The sequence below is a fragment of the Halorubrum sp. Ea8 genome (assembly GCF_002252925.1).
GTDB lineage: Archaea > Halobacteriota > Halobacteria > Halobacteriales > Haloferacaceae > Halorubrum.
Map to the genome: position 1 here is coordinate 1 of NZ_NHPF01000074.1, position 20692 is coordinate 20692.

General features: G+C 70.7%; 20 protein-coding genes, 1 tRNA gene and 2 pseudogenes. 12 read left to right on the plus strand and 11 right to left on the minus strand.

Annotated elements, in window-relative coordinates:
* Window positions 1-375 (minus strand): annotated as a pseudogene (locus DJ74_RS07540) (ATP-binding protein); the annotation flags it as partial.
* A gap of 143 nt (window positions 376-518) precedes the next feature.
* On the opposite strand from DJ74_RS07540, the gene DJ74_RS07545 reads away from it, so the two are divergent.
* The 8 genes and pseudogenes from DJ74_RS07545 to DJ74_RS19605 all read left to right on the plus strand — a co-directional run.
* Complete coding sequence (locus DJ74_RS07545) at window positions 519-1115, plus strand: NUDIX domain-containing protein (protein ID WP_094526853.1); 597 nt, start codon at window positions 519-521, stop codon at window positions 1113-1115.
* Between the two features lie 84 nt (window positions 1116-1199).
* Window positions 1200-1955 (plus strand): DUF2064 domain-containing protein, encoded by a 756-nt coding sequence (locus tag DJ74_RS07550; RefSeq protein ID WP_094523453.1) that lies wholly within the window; start codon window positions 1200-1202, stop codon window positions 1953-1955.
* A gap of 55 nt (window positions 1956-2010) precedes the next feature.
* Window positions 2011-2631: a hypothetical protein gene (locus DJ74_RS07555; RefSeq protein ID WP_094526854.1), complete on the plus strand. Its 621-nt coding sequence runs from the start codon at window positions 2011-2013 to the stop codon at window positions 2629-2631.
* An 86-nt stretch (window positions 2632-2717) separates the two neighbouring features.
* Window positions 2718-2801: transfer RNA gene (locus DJ74_RS07560), tRNA-Ser, on the plus strand.
* A 357-nt stretch (window positions 2802-3158) separates the two neighbouring features.
* On the plus strand, window positions 3159-3758 hold the full coding sequence (sod, locus tag DJ74_RS07565) for a superoxide dismutase (protein WP_094523456.1): 600 nt from the start codon (window positions 3159-3161) through the stop codon (window positions 3756-3758).
* A 133-nt stretch (window positions 3759-3891) separates the two neighbouring features.
* Entirely contained in the window at window positions 3892-4227 is a 336-nt protein-coding gene (locus tag DJ74_RS07570; protein WP_094523457.1) for a DUF5827 family protein, read from the plus strand.
* Complete coding sequence (locus DJ74_RS07575) at window positions 4224-5132, plus strand: ATPase (RefSeq protein WP_094526855.1); 909 nt, start codon at window positions 4224-4226, stop codon at window positions 5130-5132. The genes DJ74_RS07570 and DJ74_RS07575 overlap by 4 nt, the downstream gene beginning before the upstream one ends.
* A gap of 141 nt (window positions 5133-5273) precedes the next feature.
* Window positions 5274-5438 (plus strand): annotated as a pseudogene (locus DJ74_RS19605) (RNA-guided endonuclease TnpB family protein); the annotation flags it as partial.
* On the opposite strand, the gene DJ74_RS07585 reads toward DJ74_RS19605, so the two are convergent.
* The 7 genes from DJ74_RS07585 to DJ74_RS07615 form a co-directional block, all read right to left on the minus strand.
* Window positions 5424-5906: a hypothetical protein gene (locus tag DJ74_RS07585; protein WP_094523461.1), complete on the minus strand. Its 483-nt coding sequence runs from the start codon at window positions 5904-5906 to the stop codon at window positions 5424-5426. The pseudogene DJ74_RS19605 and the gene DJ74_RS07585 overlap by 15 nt on opposite strands.
* A gap of 95 nt (window positions 5907-6001) precedes the next feature.
* A complete protein-coding gene (locus DJ74_RS07590; protein ID WP_094523463.1) occupies window positions 6002-6352 on the minus strand; it encodes a 4a-hydroxytetrahydrobiopterin dehydratase in 351 nt (116 codons plus the stop codon).
* Window positions 6353-6527: 175 nt separating this feature from the next.
* Window positions 6528-7667, minus strand: a complete 1140-nt coding sequence (locus tag DJ74_RS07595; protein WP_094526856.1) for an ATP-NAD kinase family protein — start codon at window positions 7665-7667, stop codon at window positions 6528-6530.
* Window positions 7668-7990: 323 nt separating this feature from the next.
* A complete protein-coding gene (locus DJ74_RS07600) occupies window positions 7991-8683 on the minus strand; it encodes a molybdopterin-binding protein (protein ID WP_094523467.1) in 693 nt (230 codons plus the stop codon).
* An 83-nt stretch (window positions 8684-8766) separates the two neighbouring features.
* Window positions 8767-9531 (minus strand): DUF5803 family protein, encoded by a 765-nt coding sequence (locus DJ74_RS07605; protein ID WP_094523469.1) that lies wholly within the window; start codon window positions 9529-9531, stop codon window positions 8767-8769.
* 4 nt (window positions 9532-9535) lie between these two features.
* A complete protein-coding gene (locus tag DJ74_RS07610) occupies window positions 9536-10231 on the minus strand; it encodes a DUF2110 family protein (RefSeq protein WP_094526857.1) in 696 nt (231 codons plus the stop codon).
* The gene (locus tag DJ74_RS07615) at window positions 10231-10755 is read right to left on the minus strand and encodes a transcription factor (RefSeq protein ID WP_094523473.1); all 525 of its coding nucleotides are present in this window, start codon (window positions 10753-10755) and stop codon (window positions 10231-10233) included. Before DJ74_RS07615 ends, DJ74_RS07610 begins: the two co-directional genes overlap by 1 nt.
* 208 nt (window positions 10756-10963) lie before the next feature.
* On the opposite strand from DJ74_RS07615, the gene DJ74_RS07620 reads away from it, so the two are divergent.
* Window positions 10964-11962, plus strand: a complete 999-nt coding sequence (locus DJ74_RS07620; RefSeq protein WP_094526858.1) for a hypothetical protein — start codon at window positions 10964-10966, stop codon at window positions 11960-11962.
* A gap of 97 nt (window positions 11963-12059) precedes the next feature.
* Here DJ74_RS07620 and DJ74_RS07625 read toward each other — a convergent pair whose 3' ends face one another.
* Window positions 12060-13625 (minus strand): PAS domain-containing protein, encoded by a 1566-nt coding sequence (locus tag DJ74_RS07625; protein WP_094526859.1) that lies wholly within the window; start codon window positions 13623-13625, stop codon window positions 12060-12062.
* Window positions 13626-13699: 74 nt separating this feature from the next.
* Here DJ74_RS07625 and DJ74_RS07630 point away from each other — a divergent pair, with 74 nt between their 5' ends.
* Window positions 13700-15181 carry an ATPase domain-containing protein gene (locus DJ74_RS07630; protein ID WP_094526860.1) on the plus strand — a complete coding sequence of 494 codons (1482 nt, stop codon included), beginning with the start codon at window positions 13700-13702 and terminating at the stop codon, window positions 15179-15181.
* Between the two features lie 35 nt (window positions 15182-15216).
* On the opposite strand, the gene DJ74_RS07635 is transcribed toward DJ74_RS07630, so the two are convergent.
* Window positions 15217-15804: a tRNA (cytidine(56)-2'-O)-methyltransferase gene (locus DJ74_RS07635; RefSeq protein ID WP_094526861.1), complete on the minus strand. Its 588-nt coding sequence runs from the start codon at window positions 15802-15804 to the stop codon at window positions 15217-15219.
* 226 nt (window positions 15805-16030) lie between these two features.
* On the opposite strand from DJ74_RS07635, the gene DJ74_RS07640 reads away from it, so the two are divergent.
* Both DJ74_RS07640 and DJ74_RS07645 read left to right on the plus strand, forming a co-directional pair.
* Entirely contained in the window at window positions 16031-17080 is a 1050-nt protein-coding gene (locus tag DJ74_RS07640) for a phosphoribosylaminoimidazolesuccinocarboxamide synthase (protein ID WP_094526862.1), read from the plus strand.
* Between the two features lie 44 nt (window positions 17081-17124).
* Window positions 17125-17841 carry a DUF47 domain-containing protein gene (locus DJ74_RS07645; RefSeq protein ID WP_094526863.1) on the plus strand — a complete coding sequence of 239 codons (717 nt, stop codon included), beginning with the start codon at window positions 17125-17127 and terminating at the stop codon, window positions 17839-17841.
* Window positions 17842-17874: 33 nt separating this feature from the next.
* Here DJ74_RS07645 and DJ74_RS07650 read toward each other — a convergent pair whose 3' ends face one another.
* Complete coding sequence (locus DJ74_RS07650; RefSeq protein WP_094526869.1) at window positions 17875-20604, minus strand: AAA domain-containing protein; 2730 nt, start codon at window positions 20602-20604, stop codon at window positions 17875-17877.
* Window positions 20605-20692 lie beyond the last annotated feature (88 nt).

Sequence of the window (20692 nt, forward strand, 5' to 3'; positions counted from 1 at the left end):
GTCCTCGGCGAGCTCGAGCGCGGCGACGACGGTCGGGTTCTCGGCGAGCCGGTCGTCGTCCGCGTGGTCGCGGTACCACTCCAGCGCCATCGCCGGCTGGGTGAGGGAAATCTCGCCCGAGAACTCGGTGCGTTGGGTGAAGAGGAGGTCCGAGACGGCCTCCCAGGGGTGATCGACGCCCGTGGCGGTGCGAGTGGTCTCGCTGGTCGCTTTGAGCGGCCGCTCGACGCCGCCCGGAGCGTCGTCGGCGGCGTCGTCCGACCAGAACACCTGCCGGAAGCGCGGGGGCAGATCGTTCTCGTCGAGGTCGCGGTTCTCGGTGTAGAGGTGCGTCGTCAGCACGAACTCGACGACGTCGAGCGCCGGGTTACTCATCCGCGCGACGTAGCCGCGGGACGCGGTTAAGCGCGTCGAACCGCGCCCGTCGTCGGGGCGCGTCCCGCCTCGCGGCGAGGGAGGCGACGAACCGCTGCCGACGTATCGAACGCTTATTAGCCCTGGTGATCGACCTAGTTCCCATGAGCTCAGAGGATGCGACCGCCCCTGGTGACCCCTCCGGGGAGGCTGACGCCGACGCGGACCACGAGAACGCGCTTCAGGACGTGATCGCCGTCGACCCCGACGACACCGAGCAGGGGACGGTAAACCGCCTCGACGCACACACGGGCGACGGGATCCGCCACCGCGCGTTCACCTGCCTCGTCTACGACGCCGAGGGCCGGATCCTGCTGGCTCAGCGCGCGCCGACGAAGCGGCTCTGGGACGGCCACTGGGACGGCACCGTCGCCTCTCACCCGGTCGAGGGGCAGACGCAGGAGGACGCGACGGAACAGCGGCTCGATGAGGAGCTGGGGATCACGCCGGACCAGTACGGCGACCTCCGCGTGACGGACAAGTTCGAGTACAAGCGCTACTACCCCAACGCGGGCGTCGAGTGGGAGGTCTGCTCGGTGCTGAAGGTCACCCTCGACGACACGTCGCTCGACCCCGACGACGCGGAGATCGGCGGCATGCTGTGGGCCGACTACGAGCACCTCCACGAGAACCCGGCGCTGTACCGTCAGCTCCGGCTCTGTCCGTGGTTCGAGATCGCGATGCGGCGCGACTTCTCCTGAGCGGCCCGCCGGAGTGCTCCCGAGCGGCCCGTCGGTTGCGGCACAAAACGGCGACTTGAAGACGCGCGGACGACTCGACCCGATATGACCGTCGTCGTCGTCATGGCGCAGCCGCCCCGCGAGGGGCTCGTCGCGACCGGGATCGCGGAGTCGACGCCGCTTTCGACCGCAGAGGCCGCCGACCTGTACGAGGCCCTGTTCCGCGACGCCGTCCTCGCGGTCGACCGCTCCGGCGGCGAGCTCCTCGTCAACTACCCGGTCGACGACGACCTCCCCGCCGAGCACCGCACCGACACCGCCCCCGAGGCGGAGCTGCGCACGCTCGTCGCCGACACCCTCGGCGGCACCGGGGACGCGCGCTTCGAGCGGCAGGTCGGCTCGTCGTTCGGCGCGCGCGCCGGCAACACCGTCACGCATCTGCTCCGCGAGGAGAACGCCGACTCCGTCGCCGTCGTCACCCCGCAGGCGCCGCTGCTCTCGCGCACCGTCATCGACTCGGCCGCGATGAAGCTCAGGACGAACGAGGTCGTGCTCGGCCCCTCCACCCGCGGGCGCACCTACTACGCCGGCTTCACCGCGCCCATCGACTTCGACGGCGCGTTCGAGGCGCCGAGCCTCCCGACGCTGGCGGCGCGCGGCCGCGACGCCGACCGCGACGTCGAGTTCCTGGAGTCGTCGCCGTCGATGGTCGACGGCGACGACCTCCTCGACGCCGTCCCGCTGCTGCGCGCGCGGTTCGCCGCCGAACGCGTCGTCCCGGACTACACCGCCGCGTTCGTCCACGAACACGGGCTAGACGTGGTCGTCGAGGACGGCGAGGAGCGGGTGGTGCGGGACTGAAACGCTCGCTTGTCCCTCTGATACATATAAATCGACGCCGCGGCGAACGGAACGTATGAAACGTCGTTCCGCGACCGTCGTCCTCGGAAGCGCGCTCGGCGGGCTCGCCGGATGCGCCGAGCGACTCCCCACCGACCCCACCGCCGCCGACGGCGCTGCGACCGTCGCTGACTCCTTCGACGGCGGTCCGGACCGCCCCGACTGCGCGGTCGATAGCCGGTCGATCGAGGTCACCGTCTCGAACGAGACGCGCGAGTACGAGACCGCGGCGACGGTCCCGTACCCGGATCCGCCGACCGCAGTCACCGAGCGCGACGTCGTCGAGTGGGTTCCGTCATTCGAGGAGGCGTACCTGAGCCGCGACGTGCTCTGTGAGCGGAGCGGTTCGGCTCATATTCTGCGGGTCGACTACCGCACCGATCTAACCGAGGTCCTCGACGGCTCCGGCGACGTAACCGTCGTCTACCTGCGGTACGCCGGCGGTGCCACTGCGGGCGTGGACGACGGGGGAATGTGGGAGGCCGATATCGGCTTCACCGCGGTCTCGTACGCGGTTGACGAGACGGGTGCGGCGCGGGTCGAGTTTGACCGTCCGCTCGAACCCGGTCACGAGGAGTTCGAATCAGAACGCCGCGACCCGATCGAGGAGGGGGCGTTCGTCGCGGCGTTCGACTGATCGGAGACCGGTTCGGTCTACGGCCCTCAGACCGAGTCGGACGACACCGACACCACTTAGTCGAACGACCCCGAGCGTCCGGACGTGGTGGGATGGCAGAGTGGCCCATTGCGCCGGTCTTGAAAACCGGTAGCCTCACGGCTTCCTGGGTTCAAATCCCAGTCCCACCGTAACGCGTCCGGCGCAGTTTGCATCGGACGCGGTTCGTGCTGGATTTGAATCAGAGAGCGACCGGTGGGGAGCGACCGTGGTTCGAATCCCAGTCCCACCGTAACGCGTCCGGCGCACGCCGCGTCGCGCGATTTTGCGCCAGTCCGCAGCACCGAGAAACCTATTTTAGTTACGTTCGGCCGAGGGCAGACGGGACCGTCCGACGCCCCACGCCGTCGCCGTTTCGGCGTGAACCGCAAGCCTACGGTTCTCGATCCGGGCCACCCGATAACACCCGCGTCCAGTGTCGTGTGGTATCATGGACCGCATTATCTTTAACAGGTTTCCGGCACATGTTCAGGCTAGGTGATACAACAATGAGCTACGAACTCGATCCGCTTCCGTACGATTACGACGCGCTTGAACCGCACATCTCCGAGCAGGTGCTCGAATGGCACCACGACACCCATCACCAGGGGTACGTGAACGGCTGGAACGCAGCCGAGGAGACGCTCGAAGCCAACCGCGAGGAGCACGACTTCTCCTCGTCGGCCGGCGCCATCCGGAACGTGACCCACAACTCGTCGGGCCACATCCTCCACGACCTGTTCTGGCAGAACATGTCCCCCGAGGGCGGCGACGAGCCCTCCGGTGACCTGGCAGACCGGATCGAGGAAGACTTCGGCTCATACGAGGCGTGGAAGGGCGAGTTCGAGGCGGCCGCCGGCGACGCGTCCGGCTGGGCGCTCCTGGTGTACGACACGTTCTCGAACCAGCTCCGCAACGTCGTGGTCGACAAGCACGACCAGGGCGCGGTCTGGGGCGGCCACCCGGTCCTCGCGCTGGACGTCTGGGAGCACTCCTACTACCACGACTACGGCCCGGCCCGCGGCGAGTTCGTCGACAACTTCTTCGAGGTCGTCGACTGGTCCGAGCCCGCGGCCCGCTACGAGCAGGCCGTCGAGCTCTTCGAGTAACGGTCCACGCCGGACGCGCTCCGAGACGCGCGTCGAATCCCGACGTTTTTTCGACCCGCTGCGCGCCGAGAGCCGCGAGGCCGTGGACTACCGTATCGGCAGCGTTTACGGAGTCGCCGCCGTACCGCCGGCCATGCCCGAGCCGAAGTCGACGTTCGACGCGACCTACCCGTGCGAGTTCTACGAGCCGGCGGAGCTGTTCGAGCCGGACCTGATGTACACCGTCCCCGAGATCGCCCGGCTTCTGCAGGGGTTGGAGCCGGACGCGCAGGTCGACGCCGACACCGAGGCGGTGCTGATCGACTGGGCGATCCCGTGGGTGATGAGCCACGCCGAGGACATGGTCATCGCGGAGCCGCTGTCGGAGGACGGCCCCGGCTACTACGGGGTCGCCGAGCACGCCGTCGACGAGGGCGACGCGAACGGCGAGGCGGCCGCCGGCGCCGACGCGGGCGACGGGGACGCGTGAGCGGGGACCGACCCCCCGACGCGCCGGTCCTGCTCGTCGCGGGCGGCGCCCGCGTCGACGCCGGCAAGACGACGTTCTCGACGGGCCTGGCGGCGAGCCTCGCCGAGCGACGCGGCGACGCGGTCGGCGTCAAGCCCCGCGCCGGCAACGACCACTGGTTCGACCACGACGACTACCGGATCGCGACCGACGGCGGACGGCTCTACGGGAAGGACGCGCGGCGGCTCGCGGCCGCGAGCACGCGACCGCTCGCCGCGGTCGGCGGACGGCGTCGCCCCGAGGCGGTCGCGCCCGAGTCGATCAACCCCGTCCACCGGCTCTGGCGGCCGACCCCCGGCCGGACCGGGATGCTCGGCGACGCGGACCGCACGTTCCTCTGCGACCGCGTCACCGGGGCGGACGGCACCCGGTTCGTCGTCAACGGCGCCGCCGAGGCGGCGGGACTCCTCCCGGAGGGGCTCGCGGACCGGCTCCCGATCGCGGACGCGACCCGCGTGGACGACGTCGCGGGGTTCAACGACGTGATGGCCGCCGACTACCTCCCGGCGTTCGACCGGCTCGCGGAGCGGATCGCGGCGACGGCGGTCCCCGTCGTCGTCGAGTCGTACGCGGACGTCGCCGGCCCGCTCCCGCGAGACGGACCCGTGACGCCCGACGCGGTCGCCGTCGTCGACCCCGGCCGGGCGCGGATCTACGCGGGCGACCGGTACGCGAGGGCCCGCGCGGTCGCCTCCGGGAGCCCCCGCGAGGGGACGATGGAGGAGCACACCGGGACCGTGACCGACATGATCGAACCGCTGACGACGGTCGCCCTGCCGGCGCTCGGCGGCGACGAACGGGGGGATCCGGAACGGGTCGCGGAGCGCTACGGGACCGCGTACGAGGCGCTGTTCGAGGCGGTCTGACTGTTCTGGGGACGGGCGGGAGACGCGTCTCCGCGGCTATTTAAAAGGCGGCGGTAGTCAGCAAATTCGAGGTGGCGCCCTCGACCTCTAGGAGCGAACGTAGTGAGGAGTAGGTCGGGGACGTAGAACACTCTTTGAAGTATGGACGTGCGTCGAACCGCCGAACAATACCTGTACTGCGCGAACCGAACTGCCGACTACTGTTGGTCCGACACCTCGTACACCGAATGCAAGACCAACAAGCGACAGGTCCGCGACGCACTCTGCACTGCACTCCGAGAGGAAACGGATTTAGGCGTTCCGCTTCGTGTAGTGCTCGATCGCGGACTCGATCGAGGAGAGGTCGGCGTTCACCCGCGAGTCGGCGACGCGCATGAAGCCGGGGGTGTAGGAGGCGGAGTAGTCGAAGATGGCGTTGACGGCGCGCTTCGGCGCGGAGACGGCCGCGAAGTCGGTGACCGTGTACACGCGGGTCGTCGGGAACGCGGTCCAGAAAGTGCTGGAGACCCAGCGGTCCTCGTCCTCGAACGTCGTCCCGATGCGACCGGTCGCGAGGTACTCGCCGTCGTGGTAGAACAGCAGGAGGTCGCCGTCGGCCATCCGCTCGAAGGTAGAGCCGTTGCCGCTCTCGTCGTCGACCGCCCACAGGCGGGCCTCGTCGAGGTCCGCGAGGGGTTCCGGACGGTCGTCGTACTCGGTGAGATCGACCGCGGAACGGACCGTTCGGTCGAAGTTCTCCGGGTCTATCGGGACCAGGAAGACGTTCGCGCTCATTGCCTGCACTTTCGCCGGGAGGGTTTTAAACCCGTTCGTTGCCGCGCCGGCCTCGGGAACGGAGTAACGGCGAGCGTCTCCCGGCGGGCGAGGGCTCAGTCGTCGCCGTACTCCCGGTAGATCCGGTCCATCCGCGCGGCCATCACGAAGTCGGACTCGTGGAGCCCGCCGATGTCGTGGCTCCACATCTCGACGCCCACCTCGCCCCACGAGAGGTGCAGGTCCGGGTGGTGCCACTCCTCCTCCGCGAGTTCGCCGACGTCGTTCGTGAACGCCAGCGCGGTCGCGAAGTCCTCGAAGTCGTACGTCGCCTCCAGGTGGTGGTCGTCGACGACCTCCCACGCGTCTCCGAGCTCGGCGAAGTACTCGTCGTACTCGTCGTCGGTCAGCGGCTCGTCTCCCTCTCCCGACGGTTCGACCGGCTCGTCCGCGAGCGATGATGGCATGTGACACTATTGGACGACGAGCGGTTTGTACCTTCCGCGGCGGACGGGGCCCAGTGGTCTCCGCCCGTGGTCGTCTCGCTTGCGGTCGATTCCCCCGCGTTCGTCTCGCTCGCGGTCGGCTCCAGCGTGATTCGCTCCGGGCGCACTCGCTTCACCCGCGTTCGACCGGCCCCGCTCACGCGATCTTCATCATCCGCGTCTCGAACTTCCCGACGCGGACACGGACCCAGCCGGCGAGCTCGTCGTCGAGACCGGGGTCATCGGTGTCGACGCGCAGGGCGCGGACCTCGTCGAGCTTCGCCCGCGAGGCGACGATCCGCAGGTCGCAGCGCCGGATCACGGCCGGCGACAGCTGCGGGTTCCCGCGGCCGAAGACGAACCCCTGCCCGCCGATCGGCGAGACGACGATCACGTTCTCCTCGCCGAGCGCGTCGAGGATCTCCCGTTCGGTCCCGTCCCGGACCACCACCTCGCCGTCGCGCCACACGTCGACGCCGATCGGGGACGGGTCGAACCCCAGCTCCGCCTTGATCGCGCCGACGGTCGACCCCGGCCCGAGCACGAAGGTGACGCCCTCGCCGTCGCGCTCCCGGATGTCGTCGGCGACGCCCTCGGCGAGCGACTCCACGGTCCCGCTGGCGGTCTGTTTCGAGGACTGGAGGTCGTCGGCGACGGGGACCCGAGCGACCGCGCGGAGCTCCGGGTGGACCTCACCCTCGCGGTAGGCGTCCTCGTCGATGTCCATCACCTCGCGGCGCTCGGTGCGCGAGAACGCCGCCGCGACCTCGGCCGCGTCCTCCGGCGAGACGGCGAAGACGGAGGAGTACACCTTCACCCCGGCGGGGACGCCGAGCATGGGGACCTCGCTGCTCCCCGCCTCCAGCGCCGCCGCCACGTCGGCCGCGGTGCCGTCGCCGCCGACGAACAGGACGAGGTCGACCGGGTCGTCGCCCTCGCCGTCGGCGGCGCCGCCCTCAGCGAACGCCTCGACCACGCGCGCGGTGTGCGCGGCGGTCGTCTCCGTGGGGCCCGGCGGGTCGCCGTTCCCGGCCCGGTCCCCGTCGAACGGATCGACGACGCGGACCGGGTCGAAGCCGGTCTCCCTGACCAGTCGCTCGCCCATCGGATCGGCCGCGGTCGAGACCGTCGCCTCCGGCGCGACGGCCGCGAGCCGCTCTAGCGCCCGCCGCGCGCGGTCTGGGGCCCGGGGCTCGGCGCCGCGAGCGACCGCCTCGGCGACCTTGCCGTCGGTGCCCTTGAGACCGACTCGGCCGCCCATCCCGGCCACCGGGTTCATCACGAAGCCGACGTGCATGGTCTGACCTACGGCGGCGGAAACTTAAGCGGGCGCGTCTCGCCCGCCACGTCCGTCCGGCGTCCGCGGGCCGCGAGCGTTTCCGGGCGCCGCGGAGTCCGGAAGTTCAATACTTAAGACGCCCCCGGAGCAACCGCCACGCATGCTCCTCGAAGCCGCCGTGACCGAGCCGCTCCCGATCGACGCGACCGCGACCGCCGTGCTCCTCGCGAGCCTCGGCGTCACCGCCGTGTGGCTCGCGTACCTGTACCGGTAGCCGTCCGGTAGCCGTCCCGCCGCGTCGACCGCCTCTCTTCTCCTCTCCGCGCCGCGCCCCGCTCCGCTCACCGCGTCTCGACCAGCGTCGACCGCTCTCGCACCCATTCGGCGGCGCGTTCGGCCTCGGCCGCGTCCGTCGCCGTGATCTTCACGCGGACGCTCTCGCCGGGGTACGAGCCGACGCTCACGTCGAACTCCTCTTGCAGTTCCGTGAAGCGCTCGAGCAGGGCGCTCTCCGGCTCGTCGACGTCGACCGTGACGGTGTGCGTCGGCGTCCCCTCGAACTCGTCGGCGACCGACTCGAACATCGCCTTCATCTCGGTCGGGACCCCTGGGAGGACGTACACCGACTCGACGACGGCGCCCGGCGCGACGCCGGTCTCGTTGGCGAGCGGCCGGCAGTCGGCCGGCAGGTGCGTCGTCTCCGCGGCGAGGTCGTCGGCGCTGTACCCGCGTTCGGCGAGCCACGACGCGGCCTCATCGTTCCGTTCGAGCCCGCGGCCGAAGGCGGCCGCGACCCCGTCCATCGTCACGTCGTCGTGCGTCGGGCCGAGCCCGCCGGTGACGATCACCGCGTCGTACTCGGCGTGGTACTCGTTGACGACCCGCGCGATCTCGCCGACCTCGTCGGGGACGACGGTCACCCGGCGGACGACGACCCCGCGCTCGTCGAGCCGGTCGCAGAGCCACGTCGCGTTCGTGTTCTCGGTGTCACCGACGAGGAGTTCGTCCCCGACGGTGACGACGGCGGCGTTCATACCCCTGCCAAGGCGGCGCGCACTCAAAAGCACCCGAGTTCGGCGCGCGGTCCTCAGCGACCCGGGGAGCGGCCGGCGACCGGCTACTCCTCGTCGTCGTACACGCCGAGCCCCAGATCCCGGCGCTGCTCTTTGAGCGCCTCCAGCTGGCGCCGGAAGTAGGCGACGCCGACGACGGCCGCGACGAGCGCGACCGCGAGGATCACGCCGAAGACGAGCAGGTCGGTCTCGCGGTACGACTGGACCACGACCGACCCGCCTTCCACCGACTCCCAGGTGATCCGGTCGCGGCCGTCGACCGTCTCGATCTCGTGGTCCCGCGGGGCGACGTGTCCCACGACCGGGAAGTCCGTGCTGAACCCGGGCGGGAGCGTCACCGCGTACGACCCGTCGACGTACGCCAGCGTGGTGAACCGGCGGGGCGAGCCGGCCGCCGAGAAGGCGACCTGTCCCTCGCCCGTCCCCTCGGGGAAGCGGACCCACGTCTCGTCGGGCGTCCGGTCGACCTCGCCGCCGCGGGCCCGGAACTCGCTGCCGTTCAGCACCTCGCCGTCGGCGGTGCGGTACCGGAACGCCTCGAACTCCAGCGGCTGGTCGCCGGCGTACGGCGTCTGCCTGTACAGCCGGAGCTCCTCGACGTCGGAGACGTCGTACACGACGGTGTACTGGCTCCCGGTCGAGAGGTTGAACGCGGCGTCGCGGTCGGTGTCGAACTCGTACTCGGTCGGCGGCTCCGCGTCGAGCGTCTCGTTCGCGATCTCGCCGCCGTCGTTGACGTAGGTGAGACAGCCGGCGCTGACGGCGAGCAGCGCGACGACGGCGACCGCGAGGGCGAATCGTCGGTTCACGGGTTCAGACGACGCAGCGCATCTCCGCCGGGAGGTACGAGCCGATCGCGGCGAGCAGCCCCGGCGGGTCGGTGTTCTCGGTGCAGACGATGCTCTGTTCTAAGAGCCCGAGCCGCTCCACGGTGACGATGTCCTGTGCGTGGCCCGCGCGGTTCACCGTCGCGCGCACCTCGCCGCGTGTCGCCGAGTTGACGTTGACCCGGCCGTTCCCGCGCTGCCAGTCGTAGAGGCGGTCGCGCTCGTCGTCGGCGAGGCGGCTCGGCTCGGCGTCCGGGTCGCCGACGTCGCCGCCGTAGACGAACCGGACCGAGAGGTGCTGGACGAGCCCGAACCGCTCGACGACCTGCGCCGGCGACCCCCGTCCGAGCCCGATCTCGTCGGCGGGGACCCGGACGTCGACGCCCGCGTCGAGGACGAACCCGTCGTCGTCCCACGACTCGAGGGTGCCGACGTACTCCTCGCCGGCGGTCAGGCCGCCGTCGTGGGCGACGATCTCGCCCCACGTCTCCGCGAGCACGTTCCGGGCGACCTCGGCGTCCTCGCCGGTCACGTCCACCTGCACGAAGCCGTCGTCGCGGACGCCGACCTGCCAGTCGACGCTCAGTTCGCCGACGTCGTTGGCGACGAGCGATCCCATCCCGTCGAGCGCGCGGTCGCGGGCGTCCCCGTCGACGTAGCACTTTGTTGCGAGGACGACCATCAGCCCGTCACGTCCACGTTGAGCTCGTCACGGAGCTCATCGACGCGCCGGTCCATCGCCTCGCGGAGCCGGTCGTTTTCCATCGCTTCGAGCGGCGAGCCGCACTCGGGACACTCGAAGCCGAAGTCCATCGCCTCGCCGAACTCGAAGCGGATAGAACACACCTCACAGAGGTAGAACTCGTGGGTGCGCTCGTACTCCTCGCGCTCTTCGAGGGCCTCGAGGAGACGGTACATCTCCTCTTCGAGGTTCTCCGGGATGTTGTCGTAGTGGAACGTCCAGAGGTACGTGAGCCACCCCGAGTCCTCGTCGCGCACCCGGCGGTACGTCGCGAGGTCGTTCTCGTACAGGATGAACAGCGCGCGTCGGACGTCGTTGAGCTCCAACCCGAGCTCCTCCGCCAGCTCCTCGTCGGTGACCTCGCCGTCGGGCGGCGCGGCCGCGACCGGCATCCCCGTCGGCCCCACCAGCTCGTGGAGGTACTTCTGGATGACGGGGTCGTTCAGTAGATCCTCAAAAGCCATTACCCGAAATTGGTGGTGGAATCGGGTTAAAAGCTCCGAAATGGCCACCGTCGTCGGGCGTCGGCACGCCCTGGGATCCGACCGCCGACGGCCCAGACGACCGCCCTCGTGAGACCGACCGCCGACGGCCCGGATGACCGCCGTCGCGAGACCGACCGCCGCGGGCTCCGGCAAAGCTTTACCCCGCCCGTCGCACCACTCGTTCGTAATGAGCGAGTCTGACGGACGGAGCGGACGAACGCGCGTCAGGCGAGCCACCGGAGCGTTCGCGCTCGCGACGGTCCCCGCGCTGCTCGCCGCGGCGCCGCTTCTCCTCCTCGCCGTCGCTCTCGGCCCCGCCGGCCTCGGCGTCGTCGGCCCGGCCGCGCTCGGCGGGGTCCCGCCGGTCGCCGCCGCCGCGCTCGCCGCGGTCGTCCTCGGCCTCGGGGGGTCGGCGCTCGTGGGCCCGGTGCTCGTCGACCGGCGGATCGCGCGCCTCCCTGAGGCCGAGCTCGACGACCGGCCGGCCGACTTCGTCGCCGACCGCGTCGCGACACTCGCCGGGGAGGTCGGCGTCGACGTCCCGGCGGTGACGGTCGTCCGCGCCGACGCCGCCAACGTCGCCGTCGCGGACGGTCACCGGGGCGCGCGGCTCGTCGTCTCGACGCGGCTGCTCTCCCTCCCGGCGGCCGACCGAGACGCCGCGCTCCGCCACGCGCTCGTGCGGCTTCGGACCCGCGAGGCGGCGGTCACCACGGCCCTGCTGCCGGCGCTGGCGCTCGTGGAGACGGTGGCGCTGCTGGCGACGCTGCTCGTCGGCCGCCGCGCCGACCGGACCGCGGCGGACCGGCGCGTTAACCGGATCCACGGGTACGAGCCCGAGGGGAACCGGATCCCGCCGCGGGCGTACACCGTCGCCGGCGCCCTGCTGTGGCTGCTCCTGCTGCCGGCGTGGGCGCCCGCGGCCCTCGGCGACCGGCTCTACGTCGGCGGCGGCCGCCGGGACGCCGACGCCGCGGTGGCGCGGCTCGGGAGCGCCGAGCGCGACGGGCTCGGGAACGCGGTCGCGTTCGCGGGCGAGGCGGCGGGCGCCGCCGACTGGCCGCCCCTGCTCGACCGGCTGTCGCTCGCCTCGATGGCGGACGCCGAGACGGGCCGCGTGCGCGGGACGAGCCGACAGGAGGCGCGCCTCCGGCTCGCGCTGCTGCGGTCGAAGCGGACGCTCTGAGAGTCGCCGCTCCGCGGACGTTCCCGCCAGCTCGACCCGGTCCCGCGTCTCCCGCCCGTTCCCGTGTCCCCCGCGGGGTCTCGCTCGGAGTCCCCGTCTAGGGGTGCGCGGGCACGGCCAGCCGGAGCGTGGTCCCCTCGCTCGACGTGTCGACCGAGAACTCCCCGCCGGCCTTGGCCACGACCCAGTAGATCAGCCAGATCCCCAGCCGGTCCGCGTGGTTCAGCGACGTCTCGCCGAGTTCGAGCACGCGCGTCTCGTGGTCCGGGATGCCCGGACCGTCGTCCGCGATCTCGATCGCGAGCCACTCCCCCGACTCCCACTCGACGTCGACTTCGACCGACGGGCTCCGACCGTCGTTGTGCTTGACGGCGTTCTCCATTCCCTCCTCGATCGCCGTCACCAGTCCGGAGACCGTCGTTTCGAGCGGGTCGTCGGGCGGCAGCGAGAGGGTCACCGACGCCTCGGGATACCTGTCTCGAACCCTCGATCGCACCTCGATCAGGCGATCGCGGAGCGCGACGGCGGTCCCGGCCGTCGAGGGCCCCGAGAGCGTCCGGTCGAGCTTCTGGACCGCGGTGGCGAGCCCCATCAGGTCGTCCGTCGTCTCGTCGATCACCTCCAGCGAACCGAGCGCCTCGTCGTCGTCGACGGCCTGCCGCAGCAGTTCCGTGTATCCCGAGATGAGGTTCATCTTGTTCCGGAGGTTGTGGCTGAGCACGCGGTTCATCACCTCCATCCGGCGCTCCCGGATCTTCCGGTCGGTGATGTCCGTCTGAAACCCGACGTAGTGGGTGACCGTCCCCGCCTCGTCGCGGATGGGAGCGACCGTGAGTCGGTTCCAGAACTTCTGGCCGTTGCGGCGGTAGTTCAGGACGTCGACCCCGACCGGCCGCTCCTCGTCGATCGCCTCTCGGATCGCCGCGGTCGTCTCCGGGTCGGTGTCCTCGCCCTGAAGGAACCGGCAGTCCGAGCCGAACACCTCGGTGCCGTAGCCGGTGAGCGCCTCGAACTCGTCGTTCGTGTACACGAGCGGGTTGTCCCCGTCGCCGCTCTCGTCGACGTCGGCGATCGTGATCCCGACCGGCGCCTCGTCCATCGCGCGCTCCTTCAGTCGGAGGTCCTCGACGGTCTCTTCGAGCTTCCGCTCCCGGGCCGCGAGCCGGAGCGAGGTGCGACGCCGCTCGACGAGGTTGCCGACCCGGATGCGGAGGGCCCGCTTCCGAACCGGCAGCCGGATGACGTCGTCGACGTAGTCCCACGTCTTCTCAGCCGGGGCGCCCGCGCCGTCGCTCACGAGGAGGACGAACGGGAGGAAGACGGGAGCGGCCAGCTCTCGCCGCCGCTGGATCGACCCGGCGACGCGGTTGAACTCGCGGGCGTCGAAGACGCAGCAGTCGAACGTCGAGTCGAGCGACTCCACGTCGGTCGTCGCGTCGGTCCGGAACCGATCGCTCAGGGCCTCGGACACCAGCTCTCGGTCGCGTCCCGGCCGCATGAAAAGCAGTACTCGCGGGTCCCGGTCGGACTCAGGCGCGCCTCCGTTCGGGGCGTCGTCGGTCCGGTCCGCGGGTCCGCTGTCGGCGGCCTCCTCGGCGGGCTTGTCGACGCCGCCGCCTCGGGAGGGCGCACCGTCGGCGAGCCCCTCTGGACCCGTGTCCATCTCTCGTGGACGGTGTGTACACGGCCACTAAGAGTTACCCATTCATTAACTACCCCGCGTGCGGAGGGATCGGTATGTCCGAGTCACTGCCCGAGCGCGTGTCGACCGGCATCCCGGGCCTCGACGAGATCCTGTCCGGGGGACTGATCCCGGATCGAAGCTACATGATACGGGGTCAGGCGGGCAGCGGGAAGACGATCCTCAGCCTTCACTTCCTCCAGCGGGGCGTCGACGAGGGAGAGACGTCGCTGTTCATCAACTTGGAGGAGGACGTCCGCGACCTCGAGTCGAACGCGGCGGCCCTCGGCTTCGACACGGACGCGATCGAGTTCCTCGACCTGAGCCCGGGCGCCGACGTGTTCACCGAGGACCAGTCGTACGAGGTGTTCGCGCCGTCGGAGGTCGAGAGCGAACCGCTCACCGAGCAGATCGTGGACGGCGTCACCGCGGTCGACCCCGACCGCGTCGTCGTCGACCCCTTGACCCAGCTCCGGTTCCTGCTGTCGGACGACTACCAGTTCCGCAAGCAGGTGGTCGGGTTCATGCGGTTCCTGAAGGACCAGGGCGCGACCGTGGCGTTCACGGTCCAGAACACCCCCTCGCTGCCGACCGACGACCTGGAGTTCATCACCGACGGGTCGATCCGGCTGGGCACGGAGGAGCACGGGAAGACGATCGAGGTGCCGAAGTTCCGCGGGTCGTCGACGCTGAACGGCGACCACGCCTACCGGGTGACCGACCACGGCATCGAGGTATACCCGGCGCTGCAGCCCGGGAAGCACGACGGCGACTTCGACTTCGAGCAGATCTCCTCGGGGATCGAGGGGGTCGACGAGCTGCTCCACGGCGGGCTCGAACGCGGCACGGTCAGCATCGTCAGCGGGCCGACCGGGGTCGGGAAGACGACGCTGAGCACGCAGTTCATGAAGGAGGCCGCCGAGCGCGGCGAGCGCTCGGTCATCTACCTGTTCGAGGAGAACCGCGAGACGTTCCTCACGCGCTCCCGCGCCGTCGACATCCCGGCCGACGAGATGATCGAGCGGGGGACGCTCCAGGTGAACGAGGTGGAGGCCCTCGAACGGTCGCCACAGGAGTTCGCCCGGATGGTCCGCGAGGAGGTCGAGGAGCGCGGGGCGGACATCGTGATGGTCGACGGCATCGCGGGGTACCGGCTCACGCTCCGCGGCGAGGAAGGGATGATGCTCCAGCAGATGCACGCTCTGGGGCGGTACCTCAAGAACATGGGTGCGACCGCCATCTTCATCGACGAGACGCGCAACATCACCGGTCAGTTTCAGGCGACCGTCGAGAACATCAGCTACCTCGCGGACAACATCGTCTTCCTCCGGCACTTGGAGGTCCAAGGCGAGATGCGGAAGGCGATCGGCGTCCTGAAGAAGCGGACGAGCGACTTCGAGCGGACGATCCGCGAGTTCCGGATCACCGAGGACGGCGTCTCGGTCGGCGAGCCGATGACGGGGCTCCGCGGCATCCTGAGCGGGACGCCGGAGGTCGTCGACGACGCGTCGGAGTTGGCGGGCATCGACGAGGAGTGATCCCGCCCCGGTAGGAGCGCGACGAGAGCCCCGAGTCAGTCCGGCCCGTCGTCGCCCTCGTCGGCGTCGACGACCGTCTTCCCGGTCGGTTCCGGGATCACCTTCCGATCTGCGTCGTCCCACTCGCGGTCCAGCTCGGCGCCCTCGAACAGCCGGTCTAAGAACACTGCGAGCCCGGCGACCTCGGAATGCGGTTGGTTCGTCACGCCCACGTTGAAGTCGGCGCGCTCGTACAGCGCCCACGGCACCTTCTCGCCGCCGACGACGACGAGGAGGTCGCGAGGCGTCGTCGGGCTCTCGGCCGCGTCCGGGAGCCCGACCGCCTCCCGGATCTCCTCTTCGACGTCCTGCACGCGCTCGCCGTACATCGTGAGGTGGACGACGACGCCCTCCCAGCCTCGAACGATCGCCTTCTGGTCCCCGCGGAGCTCGACCGCGAAGGGGCCGCCGAACCGGTCGGTGATGTCCCGCACCGTCTCCGCGGACTGGCCGGCGTTGTCGGGGAAGACCACGCGGTCAGCGCCGAGCGCCCGGGCCGTGAGCCCGACGTGCGTCGTCATGCGGTCGTCGCGTCCGGGCCGGTGGCCGTAGCGGAGGACGGCGACCTCGCGCGCCTCGTGCATGAACGGCGATGCGCCCGCGACGGGTGTGGTCCTTTCGATGCGGTCGCGGCGGTCGGACCGGTCCTTTCGATGCGGTCGCGGCGGTCGGACCGGTCCGAGTCGCCGCCGGAGGGGACCGCGCAGTCGTCCGGGAACACAGCACAGTCGTGGATCGTTTATCCGATCGAACCCGGTAGGTGACCACGTAAGTGAAAGATTCATTGCGGAGGCGGTCGCCGAGTGTGGTATGACGAGCGTCAAGGAGTTCCGCGTCGACGAGCCCGCGACCGCCGACTCGCTCGGGCGGGGTCGGTTCGTCTTCACGGACGCGTACTCGGTGTTCGACTGGGGCCAGATGCCCGACGCGATCCCGCGGAAGGGCGCGAGCCTCTGCGCGATGGGCGCGTTCAACTTCGAGCTGCTGGAGGCCGAGGGCCTCCCGACTCACTACCGCGGGGTCGCGGACGCCGAGACGGGCGAGACCGTCGCCCTCGCCGACGCGACCGCCCCGCCGACGGAGATGGCGATCGACCTGACGCAGGTCCCCGACCTGCCGTACGAGGGGCCCGAGGCCGGCTACGACTACGACGCCTTCCGCGCCGCGGGCGGCGGGAACTACCTCGTCCCGCTGGAGGTCGTCTTCCGGAACCGCGTCCCGACCGGCTCCAGCCTGCGACGGCGCGCCGACCCCGCCGACTTCGGCCTCGACGCGGACCCCGAATTCGCCGCCGACGAGTGGCCCGACGAGCCGGTCGACCTGCCGGAGCCGGTCGTGGAGTTCTCCACGAAGTACGAGGAGCAGGACCGCTACCTGAGCCGCGCCGAGGCCGACCGGATCGCGGGCGCCGCCGACGTCGACGCCCTCGAGTCGCTCGCGCTCGACGTGAACCGCGTCGTCACCGAGCGCGCCGACGCCGTCGGCTTCGCCCACGAGGACGGGAAGATCGAGTGCCTCTACGCCGACGGCGAGCTCCGCGTCGCCGACGTGGTCGGCACGTTCGACGAGAACCGCTTCTCGTACGGGGGCCGCGGGGTCTCGAAGGAGGTCGTCCGGCAGTGGTACCGGGCGAACGACCCGGAGTGGGTCGAGGCCGTGAAGGAGGCGAAGGCGGCGGTCGCGGGCCGCGAGATCGACGACTGGCGCGAGCTCTGCGAGCGCGACCCCGAACCCCTCCCCTCGGCCGTCGTCGACGCGGTCTCCGAGCTGTACGCGGCCGGGACGAACGCCTACACCGACCGGGAGTGGTTCGACGTCCCGGACATCGAGGTCGCGCTCGACGCGGTCGACGAGCACTGAGGCGCGAGCGAACCTCTTTACTCCCGACGCGCGTGGGTCGAGGCATGCCCACCGACGCCGACTTCGGGGAGCGGTTGGAGTCACGCACCGGGACGTACCTCGACCGGATCGACGACTGCGTCGCGCTCCTCCCGCGCGCCCTCGACGAGTACGCGAACGACGGTCCGTACCGCGAGACGGTCGGCGAGATCGCCGCCATCGAGAGCGAGTGCGACGAGCTGGTCCGCGAGATCACCGGGATCATCACGAACGCCGGCCCGGACGACGTCGGACTGCTCAACACGCGGATCAACTTCAACGAGTCGGCGCTGCTCGACTTCTACAACGAGCTCGACGTCGTCGCGAACCACACCGAGCGGATCGTCCAGGAGGTCGTCATGATGCAACCGGCGGCGGACGTCGACCCCTTCCGGGACATGCGCGAGATGGCGAGTCGCATCGCCGAGATGACCGTGGTGCTCGGCGACGTGGTGGAGGGGTTCGTCCGCGGGCTCGCCCGGAGCGACGCCACCGCGACGCTCACGGAGGGGATCGAGGCGATCCGCGGGCTCGAGAGCGAATGCGACGAGCTTCGCAACGACGCCGTCGCGACCGCCTTCGCCGACGACGCGATCGAGGACCCGCTCGTCTACCGCGAGCTGGCGATCCTGCTGGACGAGCTGGCGAACACGATCGAGGACCTCACCGACCGGATCGTCGTCATCGCCAGCAAGGAGCCGGGGATCGTCACGGAGGCGGAGCCCGACGCGAGCGAGGAGTAGGGCCGACCGGCGGCGGGTGGGGCCGGCGACCGCCTACCGCCGCGCCCAGTTCAACAGCCGCTCGTAGAACGGTTCGGACGCGAGCGCGCCGGCGTCGCCGACCAAGGTCAGCTGCTTTTTGGCCCGCGTGAGCGCGACGTTCATGCGGCGGTGGTCCTCGAATATCGGCCCGTCGAGGTCGCCCGTCGCGACCAGCGAGACGACGATCACCTCCTTCGAGGAGCCCTGGAAGCGGTCGACAGTGTCGACCGTGACGGGGGTCCGCTTGCCGATCTCAGCGACCTGCGCGCGGAAGGGGGCGATGACGCCGACGTCGTCGGGGTCGACGCCGGCCGCGAGGTAGGCGTCGACGATCTCCGCGACGCGCTCGGCCTCCCGGACGTTCCGGTTGCCGTCGCGGGTCCCGTCCGGGTCGACGAAGCTCACGCCGCCGGCGAGCGCGTCCGGGAGGGCCGCGGGGTCGACGCCGAGGTCGCGGAGGGTCTGACCCGCGACTTCGGGGGTCGCCGGGCGGAGCGCGCCGTCGTAGAACTCCGCGGAGGCGAACGCCTGAATGCGCTGGCTCATCCGGTACTGGCGGTCGAGCATGACGCTCGCGTCGGGGTACGCCTCGATGAGACGCTGGAAGAGCGACGTCCGGAGGTCGTTCTCGGCGCGGACGACGGGCGGGAGCTGCTCGTGGTCGCCGACGAGGACGAACCGGTCCGCGAGGTTGATCGCGGCGTGGGTTCCCGGCTCCGTGAGCTGGGAGGCCTCGTCGACGAGGGCGACGTCGAACTCGCACTCGCGCATCACGCGGGAGCCGCAGGCCGCGGTGGTGGCGGCGACGACGGGCGCGTCCCGCAGCTCGGCGGCCTTCGCGTTCGGGTCGCCGCGCTGGACGAGGCGCACGTCCTGCATGTCGCCGCGGACGCCGGTCTCGGTACCGACGCGGAGCACGTCGCCGAACCCCTGATCGCGGAGCGCCTCCAGCGCGTTGTCGACCGCGCGGTTGGTGAACGCCGAGAGCAGCACCCGGTTGCCCTCCTCGACGAGCGCGCGGATCGTCCGGGCGATGGTGTACGTCTTCCCGGTGCCCGGCGGGCCGTGGATCAGCGCGCAGTCCTCGGCGTCGACGGCGAGCTCGACGGCCTCGTTCTGGGCCGCGTTGTTTCCGATGTAGGCGTCGGGGGCGTCGGACGCCCCGGAGACATCGCCGCTCCCGGGCGTTCCGGCCGGTCGCTCGCTCTCCGCACGGAACTCGGGCTCGCGCCGCTCGAACAGGACGTCTTTCCGCCGATCGCTCCCTTTTAAGATCGCGTCGTGGAGCGCGGTGAGCGAGCGGTCGACCGAGATCTCGGAGGGGTAGACGTCGAGCCGCCGGAGCTCCACCGGCTCGTCGGTCTCGACGACGACCTCGTCGCCCAGTTCGGTGATGCGGCCGAGCTCGGCGTGTCCCCCGACCGGGTCGCCGTCGCTCGCGAGCGCCACGTCGCCCTCGCGGAGCTTCGAGACGGCGTCGCCGGGCTTCCGAGCGCGGAGCTCCCACCGGGCGTCGTCGATCTCCGTCTGCGAGACCGGCTCCAGATCGATGAGCGCGCGGTCGTCGGCGGCGCGCTCCGCGGGCGTCTGCTCCCACAGCTTCCGGTACTCGGCGTGGGTCTCGCGGCGCTCCTCCTCCAAGGCGACGTAGAAGCGGTCGAAGTAGTCGCGCTCCTCGTCGGGGACCGGATTCCCGACCGACCCCGCCTTCGACTCTTGGTCGAGGCGGCCGGAGACGACCATGCAGGTGTCCTGCTCGAAGCAGTACTGGCACTTGGCGTCGGCCTCGTACCCCGTGGGAACGGTCGGGCGCTCGCCGGGGTCGTTGAGCGCGCGCCACTCCATCGCCGCGAGGGCGTTGCGCTCGCGGACGACGAACTCCAGCAGGCCCCGCCCCACCGAGAACTCCTTGGCGGGCGCGAGGTCGCCAGACTCCTCGTTGCGGTCGAGGGCGGTGTTCTTCGTGTACAGCAGGGTCCCGATGTCGGGGTCGACGCCGCGCTCGTCCAGCATGAGGGCGTAGCAGGCCGCCTGGATCTTGTCGTGGAAGCGCGGCTCCCGTTTGGTGTTCTTCCCGGTCTTCAGCTCCACGGGGGTCCCGCGGCGGAGCGCGTCGGCGCGCCCCTTCAGGCCGAACGTCGACGAGATGAGGGTGAACTCCGACCGCCACGTGTCCTCGTCCGAGAGCGTCCCCTGCGCGAGCCACCCCTCGATCGCCGCCGCGTTCCGGCGCACCTCGTCGGCGACCTCCTCGGGCTCGTAGCCCAACAGCCCGAGTTCGAGGCCGGCCTCCTCGACGCGGTCCGCGACCGACGCCTCCAGGTCCATCCCGCGCAGCAGGTCGCCGAACACCTCGTGGACGACGGTCCCCTTGACCACGGGGTAGTTGAGCGGGATCCCCGAGAGCTTATTTAAATAGTACATCCGCGGGCACTGCACCCACGAGCGGATCCCGGTCACGTCGACGAGGAAGTCGGGTTCGAGTACGACCCACGAGTCGCCCGTGGTCGCGTACCCGACCTCGCCGCCGAACTCGTCCTCCTCGGCGTCGGTGACGAGCAGTTCCATGCCCGTCTCGGCGTGTTCCGCGGTCTCCGCCCACTTCCCCCACAGCGTCACGTCGACCGGGTCGCCCGCGCCGCGCTCGGGCCGGATCCGGAGCTCGCGGAGCTCTCGGTCCCCGTACGACGTCGACACCGTCCGCGCCTCCCCGACGGAGAGGATCGGCCCCCGAACGTTCACGGCCGCCATCGGCGGCGCCCCGGAAAAACGCTGTCGGTGAGGGTATCGGTGCCGTCGCGGTCGGCGCCGTCGCGGTCGTCTCCGTCGC